Here is a 7,913-nt window from a genome sequence, read left to right on the forward strand (position 1 = left end):
CCTGTGGCACTCCAGCGCTGGGCGTTTGAAGGGATAACGAAACCATGGCCGGCACGACGCCGGCCATGGCCTTGATGGGAGATGTCAGTGACCGGTTTCGCCGACCGCCTGTTCCGCTGCCTTGATCGCTGCCTGGCGTGCCGCGATGATGTCGCCGAGCGGCGGGCCCTGGAAGCGGTTGCGCTCGAAGGCGAACCAGACGATCGCCGTCAGGATGAAGAAGCCGACGGTGATGTAGAGCGCCCAGTCGTTCGGCGGCTGAATACCGATGACGAAGATCAGGATCATCGACAGGATGGAAAGCAGACCGAACAGCATGAACACACCGCGTCCCATGTTCCACGGACCCATCTTGTCCCACTTCGGCGTGCCCCAGGCCAGCATGCCGAGCACGATCGGCACGATGAAGGACAGGAACAGGAAGATGACGGTGCAGGACACCACGATGGTGTATGCCGAGGTACCGGCGACCGAAACCAGCGTCGAACCCCAGACGAACAGCACCGACAGGATCGACGCCGTCCAAATCGCCGCCACCGGCGTGCGGTAGGTCGGGCTAACCTTGGCGAGTGCCGCCGAGCCTGGCAGGCCGCCGTCACGCGAGAAGGCGAAGATCATGCGCGAAGCAGAGGTGACGGTTGCAAGACCGCACAGAAGCTGCGCGACGAACACGACGAGATAGACGAACTCCTTGATGCCAGGGCTGACGCGCTGGTCGAAAGCCCAGAAGAACACGTTCCAGCCCTGCTTTGCGGCATCGTCCATGTTCGGGATCATCAGCACGAAAGCGACCAGAAACAGATAGCCGAAGAGCGCCGACCAGATCACCGACATGACCATGGCACGCGGCACCGAGGAGGCTGCCTTGATGGTTTCTTCCGACGTGTGCGCCGAAGCATCGTAGCCGGTGATCGTATAGATCGGCAGCAACAGGCCGAGCGCGAACACCCAGGCATTCGAGACGGACGGCCAGACGCCGGCGCCAGCGTCGCCGGAGTAGTTGTGGAAGGTGAAGAGCCGGCTGAAATCCCAGGTCTCGGCAGAGATCAAGCAAACCACGGCGATCAGAATCGAGCCGAAAAAGATGAGATAGCCTGAGAAGTCGGTCAGCTTCGCCGTCAGCTTGATGCCGAGATGGTTGATCAGCGCCTGAGCGCCGGTGATGATGACCAGGAAGATCATCTGGTTGGTCAGCGTGCCCTCGATGCCAAGCGTCGGCCCGAAGGCGCCGAGGAAGAACGTCCAGGTGCCGACATTGATGGCGCCGAGCACGGTGATCAGGCCGAGCAGGTTGAGCCAGGCCGTGACCCAGCCGGTGCCGCGGTTGCCGAGGATCGAACCCCAGTGATAGAGGCCGCCGGCAGTGGGATAGGCCGAGCTGATCTGCGACATGGCGACAGCGAAGGTCAGCGAGATGAAGCAGCCGACCAGCCAGCCGATGCCGATGCCGATACCGCCGGCGCCGGAGGTTGCCTGGGCCAGCGAATTGATGCCGCCCGACAGGATGCAGATGATAGAGAAGGAAACCGCGAAATTCGAAAAGCGGCTGAGCCGCCGCTCCAGTTCCTGGGCATAGCCCATGCTGTGGAGGTGCTTTACGTCCTCTGCCTTGTCAACGTCTGTATAACCCGGTGCTGCCATTGGAAGTCCCCTGTTTGTTTCTCAGCTGGCCGATTGGACTGACTTTCTGACTGAATGCGATCTGGGCCGCGTGGCCTCCTCTGGTTCCAGATCCGAAAAAATGCCCGTGAGCAGATCCGCCCATTTCCGCTGCCCGGTCTCCCCGGAGATTTCATCGTTGCGGATCTCGATCATGGCGCAGGGCAGCCCGCGCGAGCGTGCATGCCGTTCCAGCGTGAAATAGACGCGATCGGCCGGCGAATAGGGCTCGTTGACGCCGACGGTGATGCCGGCAAGTCGCTTGAGCGCCGATATCAGCGGCGACGCCAGCCGGCGATCCTCGTCATGGATGATGCCGATATGCCAGGGCCGGTCGTGGCCCCTGTAGACCGGGGTGAAGGAATGCACGGACACCAGTCGGGTCTCCTGGCCGCGCGCCAGCCGTTCCTCGACGATGCGTTCGATGGTGCCGTGAAATGGCTGCCATGACAGGGCGATCCGTGCCGCGCGCTGCTTTTCCGACAGGCCGGCATTGCCCGGTATGGATGTCGTCTCGCTGATCTGCGGCACAAGGTCCGGCGCGTCGAGCGGCCGGTTGCAGTCGATGATGAGACGCGAAATGCGGGTTTCGACCAGCGTCGCATCGAGCGCTTGCGCCATGCGCGTTGCCACCGGCAGCGCGCCTGGATCCCAGGCGATGTGGCGGGACAGGTCTTCGGCGGCAAGGCCAAGCGTGCCGAATTCGGCGGGCAGGAAATTGCAGGCGTGGTCGCAGGTCAGCACGAAAGGGCTCGATCCGCCCGGGTTCGTCACCCTCACGGTATCGGACGATGCAAGGCTGGCGGGCCGTGCTTTCTCCATAGTCTGCCGTCCCCGGGGAGCGCTGTACCGTATGTTACGTATTTTACCTCATTGCGTCCCTATGGATGATTTCATACAGTTTACCCGGCTTTGTCAAATGCGATCTCATGGACCAGGCCAAGGGATGGGGGAAAAGATGATTTCCAGCATTGCCGAACTGATCGCCGACCGCATCGGCACGATGCCGGCCGGCGAACGGCGGGCGGCGCAGACGCTGATTGCCAGCTATCCGATGATCGGGCTGAAGACGGTCGCCGAATTCTCGACCGCGGCCGGCGTCTCCTCTCCGACGATCCTGCGCTTCGTGGCCCGGCTCGGCTTCCAGAACTATCCGGAGTTCCAGTCGAGCCTGCAGGACGAATTGGCGGCGCAGTTGCAGTCGCCGGCGATACGCACGCTGAACCCGCCCTCGCCCGGCGGTGGCACGGTCTCGCCGATGCTGGAAGCAACCCTCGACAATATGCGCGAGACCTTCCGCCACCTCTCCGACAAGCAGCTCGCGGACATCGCGGCACGGCTTGCCGACCGGCGCGGCAAGACATTCCTCATCGGCGGCCGCTTCACCGATCCGCTGGCGCGTTACATGGCCGCCCATCTCGCCGTCATCCAGCCCGATGTCTTTCACCTCGCCGGCCAGGAGAGCATGTGGCGCGACCGGCTGATCGACATGGGCAAGCGCGACGTGCTGGTGATCTTCGACATCAGACGTTACCAGGACAGCCTCGTCCGTTTTGCCGAGAAGGCGCATCAGCGCGGCGTCCAGATCGTGCTGTTCACCGACCAGTGGCTGTCGCCGATCGCCCGCTTCGCCCGCCATGTCATCGCCGGACGAACCGCGGTGCCTTCCGCATGGGATTCCTCGGCCGCGCTCTTCGTCGTCGCCGAAACGCTCATCGGCGCGGTCACCAGACAGCTCGAGGCCGGCGGCGCCCGGCGCATCCGCGAGATGGAAGGTCTGCGTTAGCAAGGTCACCAGCCAATCGCATCCGCGCTGCCGGGCACCTCGAATTCACGTTACCGAGATTTAATGTGCACGATCGCGTGATAATTGCCATAAACCGGTGATACCGGGATGTGGCGTGGCCGGTTTTCGCCGCCAGCCCGTATCGTCGCTGCATCCGCTTCCGCCTGGAACCGGCAGGCGATTCTTGCCGCTGGAGTGTCGATGCCGAGCTGGAAACAGATTGTCCTTACGTTTGTGATCGTGGCCGCTGCAGCGGCGGCATGGGCACGCTTCTACCCCGGCGCTCCCGAAGTGGCGGCGCGCTGGGGCATCGACTGGGCCTATGGCGCCACACCCTCAACGAAGGAAGCGGCCGCGGTTGGCTCCGGGCCAGCAAGGGGCAACGGCACACGGATTGCCACCATCGTTGCATCGCCAGCCGCCTCGGCTGCCATCAACGACCGCCTCCAGGCGATCGGCACCGGCCGCGCCAACGCTTCGGTGACTGTCAATCCCTACAGTTCCGGGCGCCTTGCCGAATTGCTGGTCGAATCCGGCAGCCATGTCGACAAGGGACAGATCATCGCGACGCTCGATTCCGAGACCGAGATCATCGCGCAGAACCGCGCCAAGCTCGCCTTGCAGGATGCGCAGTCTAAGCTCGATCGGGTAAAATCGCTGCGCGCCTCCAATGCCGCGACGCCGGTCGCCGTCGCTGATGCGGAGGTAATTCTGGCGGGCGCCAAGCTGGCGCTGCAGGACGCCGAGCTTGCCCTGCAGCGCCGCTCCATTTTGGCGCCAATATCGGGCACTGTCGGCATCCTCCCGATCTCGGCCGGCAACTACGTGACAAACCAGTCGGCGATCGCCACGCTCGACGACCGCTCCTCGATCCTGGTGGATTTCCAGGTGCCGGAGCGCTTCGCCGCCGCCGTCAAGGTCGGCGCGCAACTGACGGCGACGCCGATCGCCAATCCCAGCAACGCCTATACCGGCACGGTCTCGGCCATCGACAACCACATCGACGAGAAGAGCCGCACGCTGCTGGTCAAGGCCAAGATCGCCAATCCCGCCGATTCACTGCGTGCCGGCATGTCGTTCTCCATCACCATGAAATTCCCTGGCGAGACCTACCCGGCCGTTAGCCCGCTGGCGATCCTGTGGGGTTCGGACGGCGCCTATGTCTGGCAGATCGAGGACGGCAAGGCCAAGCGCGTGCCGGTGCGCATCATCCAGCGCAACACCGAGACCGTGCTGATCGATGCCGAGATCGACAGCGGCGACATGGTGGTTACCGAAGGCACGCAGAGCGTCAGCGAGGGCGGCGAGGTCCGCATCGCCGGCCAGGACCAGCGCGCCGCCAGCACCGCCGAAGGCTCATGACCGGATCCGTCAACGCCGCCAGCGATACTGGCTTCACCGCCCTGTTCATCCGCAGGCCGGTCATGGCCTTCGTGCTCAACGTCCTCATCGCGGTGGCCGGCCTCGCCGCCTTCTACGGCGTCGAGATCCGCGAACTTCCGGATGTCGACCGCGCCGTGGTCACCGTTTCCACCACCTTCCAGGGCGCCGCGGCAGAAACCGTCGACCGCGAGCTGACGGACACGATCGAAGGTGCGGTGGCACGCGTCTCCGGCGTCAAGTCGATCTCGTCTTCCTCCTCCTTCGGCCAGAGCCGGGTCACCATCGAGTTCAACGACGGCGTCGACCTCAACGTCGCGGCCTCCGACGTGCGCGATGCCGTCGGCCGCGTCGCCAACCAGATACCGGACACCGCCGATCCGCCGCGCATCGTCAAGGCCGATGCCAATTCCGATGCGGTGATGCGGCTGGCGGTGACATCCGACAACATGTCGGTCCAGGACATGACCGTGGTGGTGCAGGACCAGATCGAGGACGAACTGGCCGCCGTGCCGGGCGTCGCCGACGTCCAGGTCTATGGCGACCGCGACAAGATCTTCCGCATCGACGTCGACCAGAACAAGCTCGCCAGCCTCGGCTTCACCGTGACCGATCTCAGGACAGCCCTGGCCTCGGTCGCTTTCGACTCCCCGGCCGGATCGATCACCACGACCAACCAGGACCTGATCGTCCGCACGACGGCCGACGTGACCACGCCCGAGGAGTTCGAAAACATCATCATCGGCGGTACGACGCGCATCCGCGATGTCGCCACCGTCACGCTCGGCCCCGATGTCGGACAGACCACGCTGCGTTCCGATGGCAAGACCGGCATCGGCATCGGCATCATCCGCCAGGCCGAATCGAACACGCTTGACATCTCGACCGGGGTTCAGGCCGCCGTCGCCAAACTGCAGGAGAACCTGCCCAAGGGCATGGCGATCAAGATCACCAGCGACGACGCCGTCTTCGTCAAGGGGGCGGTCCACGAGGTCGAGATCGCACTCGGCCTTTCGGTGACCATGGTGCTGATCGTCATCTACATCTTCCTGCTCGACTGGCGCGCCACGCTCATCCCCGGCCTGTCGATGCCGGTCGCCATGATCGGCACGATCGCCGCCATCTATCTGGCCGGCTTCTCGGTCAACATCCTGACGCTGCTCGCCATGGTGCTGGCGACGGGCCTTGTCGTCGACGACGCCATCGTGGTGCTGGAAAACATCGTGCGGCGGCGCAACGAGGGCATGGGGCCGCGAGCGGCCGCCGTGCTCGGCGCGCAGGAAGTGTTCTTTGCCGTCGTCGCCACGACGTTGACGCTGGTCGCCGTCTTCGTGCCGATCTCGTTCCTGCCCGGCCAGACCGGCGGCCTGTTCCGCGAATTCGGCTTCGTGCTTGCCATGTCGGTGCTGCTGTCCTGCATAGTGGCGCTGACGCTATGCCCGATGCTCGCCTCGCGCATGCTGACCGGGGCCTCGCTCCACCACGAGGGCGGCCACGGCATCGGCGCCCGGATCGGCGGCGTTCTGAATACCGCCTACAAACGCGCTCTGCACGCTTGCCTCGATGCGCCCTGGATCGTGGTTCTGGTCGCGGTGCTGTTTGCCGGCACCGCCTTCACCCTGTTCGGCACCATCCGCCAGGAACTGACGCCGACCGAGGACCGCGCGGCCGTGCTGTTGCGCATCAATGCACCGCAGGGCGTCAGCCTCGATTACACGACGCAGCAGATGCAGAAGATCGAAAAGCTGATCCAGCCGATGCGCGATTCCGGCGAGATCCGCTCGACCTTCGAGAATGCCGGGCAGAACGGCTCCTACAATTCCGGCTTCATGGTGATGACGCTGGCGCCCTGGAACGAGCGCAGCCGCAGCCAGCAGGAGATCATGGCCCAGATCAGCCAGCTGACCAAGCAGGTGCCGAGCGTGCGCATCTTCCCGGTGCAGCCCAACAGCCTCGGCATCCGCGGCGCCGGCAACGGCCTGCAATTCGCGCTGGTCGGCAACGACCGCAAGGCGCTCGGCGACGCGGCGGTGAAGATCATCGCCGAGATGCAGAAGGATCCGCGCTTCCAGACGCCGCGCCTGTCGATCGATCCGACGCAGCCGCAGCTGGCCGTCGCCATCGACCGCGAGCGCGCGTCAGACCTCGGCGTCGACATCACGGGGCTGGCCAACACCATGCAGGCCATGCTCGACGGCAACGATGTCGCCGACGTCTACATCGCCGACCGCAGCTATGGCGTGAAACTTGTCTCGACCACCAATCCGATCAACGATCCGACCGATCTGGAAAACGTCTTCCTGAAGACGGGGGACGGCCGCTTCGTGCCGATGTCGACCATAGCCACGCTGACCGAGCGCGCCGTGCCGCCATCGCTGTCGCGCGAACAGCAGCAGCCATCGGTGGCCATCACCTCTAACCTCTCGGGCAACTTCGCGCTTGGCGACGCGCTGAGCCGCGCCGAGGAGATCGCCACGCCGCTCTTGCCGCCGGGCAGCCGCATCCTGCCGCTTGCCGAAGCCGCCACGCTGGGCGAAACCAACAGCGCCATGGTCACCATCTTCGGGTTCGCGCTGGTCATCATCCTCCTGGTGCTGGCCGCCCAGTTCGAAAGCTTCGTCAGCGCCGTCATCATCATGGCGACGGTGCCGCTTGGGCTCGCCTGCGCCATCTTCGCCTTGTTGCTGTCGGGCACCAGCCTCAACGCCTACAGTCAGATCGGCCTGGTGCTGCTGGTCGGCGTGATGGCGAAGAACGGCATCCTGATCGTTGAGTTTGCCAACCAGCTGCGCGATCGCGGGCTCGGCGTTCGCGAGGCGATCGAGCAGGCCTCGACCGTGCGCCTGCGGCCGGTGATGATGACGATGATCTGCACCATTCTTGGCGGCGTGCCGCTGGTGCTCGCGGCGGGCGCGGGTGCCGAGGCGCGCGTGGCACTCGGCTGGGTCATCGTCGGCGGGCTTGGGCTAGCCACCGTCTCGACCCTGTTCCTGACGCCGGTCGCCTATCTCCTGCTTGGCCGGTTCGTCACACCGAAGATTCATGAGGAAAGGAGGCTGAAGCGCGAGCTCGAGGAAGCCGCCTATGT

5 protein-coding genes are annotated in these 7,913 nt (G+C 64.6%); 3 read left to right on the top strand and 2 right to left on the bottom strand.

Annotation, left to right across the window (positions count from 1 at the left end):
• Window positions 1-84: 84 nt before the first annotated feature.
• Both C1D09_RS28915 and C1D09_RS28920 read right to left on the bottom strand, forming a co-directional pair.
• Window positions 85-1,641, bottom strand: coding sequence for an amino acid permease (locus C1D09_RS28915; protein WP_143977403.1), 1,557 nt, complete (start codon window positions 1,639-1,641; stop codon window positions 85-87).
• Window positions 1,642-1,662: 21 nt separating this feature from the next.
• The gene (locus tag C1D09_RS28920) at window positions 1,663-2,481 is read right to left on the bottom strand and encodes an N-formylglutamate amidohydrolase (protein ID WP_143977404.1); all 819 of its coding nucleotides are present in this window, start codon (window positions 2,479-2,481) and stop codon (window positions 1,663-1,665) included.
• Between the two features lie 136 nt (window positions 2,482-2,617).
• Here C1D09_RS28920 and C1D09_RS28925 point away from each other — a divergent pair, with 136 nt between their 5' ends.
• From C1D09_RS28925 to C1D09_RS28935, 3 genes are all read left to right on the top strand, one after another.
• Window positions 2,618-3,445: a MurR/RpiR family transcriptional regulator gene (locus tag C1D09_RS28925; RefSeq protein WP_143977405.1), complete on the top strand. Its 828-nt coding sequence runs from the start codon at window positions 2,618-2,620 to the stop codon at window positions 3,443-3,445.
• Window positions 3,446-3,646: 201 nt separating this feature from the next.
• A complete protein-coding gene (locus C1D09_RS28930) occupies window positions 3,647-4,807 on the top strand; it encodes an efflux RND transporter periplasmic adaptor subunit (protein WP_143977406.1) in 1,161 nt (386 codons plus the stop codon).
• Window positions 4,804-7,913 (top strand): efflux RND transporter permease subunit (locus C1D09_RS28935; protein WP_143977407.1); only part of this gene is annotated, 3,110 nt, incomplete at its 3' end. The genes C1D09_RS28930 and C1D09_RS28935, both read left to right, overlap by 4 nt.

The sequence above is a fragment of the Mesorhizobium intechi genome, from assembly GCF_002879535.1.
In the GTDB taxonomy this organism is placed as follows: Bacteria; Pseudomonadota; Alphaproteobacteria; order Rhizobiales; family Rhizobiaceae; genus Mesorhizobium; species Mesorhizobium intechi.

Excerpts from the sequence above, each read along its gene's own strand:
- C1D09_RS28915 (WP_143977403.1), bottom strand. The coding sequence starts at position 1,641 with ATGGCAGCACCGGGTTATACAGACGTTGACAAGGCAGAGGACGTAAAG.
- C1D09_RS28920 (WP_143977404.1), bottom strand. The coding sequence starts at position 2,481 with ATGGAGAAAGCACGGCCCGCCAGCCTTGCATCGTCCGATACCGTGAGG.
- C1D09_RS28925 (WP_143977405.1), top strand. The coding sequence starts at position 2,618 with ATGATTTCCAGCATTGCCGAACTGATCGCCGACCGCATCGGCACGATG.
- C1D09_RS28930 (WP_143977406.1), top strand. The coding sequence starts at position 3,647 with ATGCCGAGCTGGAAACAGATTGTCCTTACGTTTGTGATCGTGGCCGCT.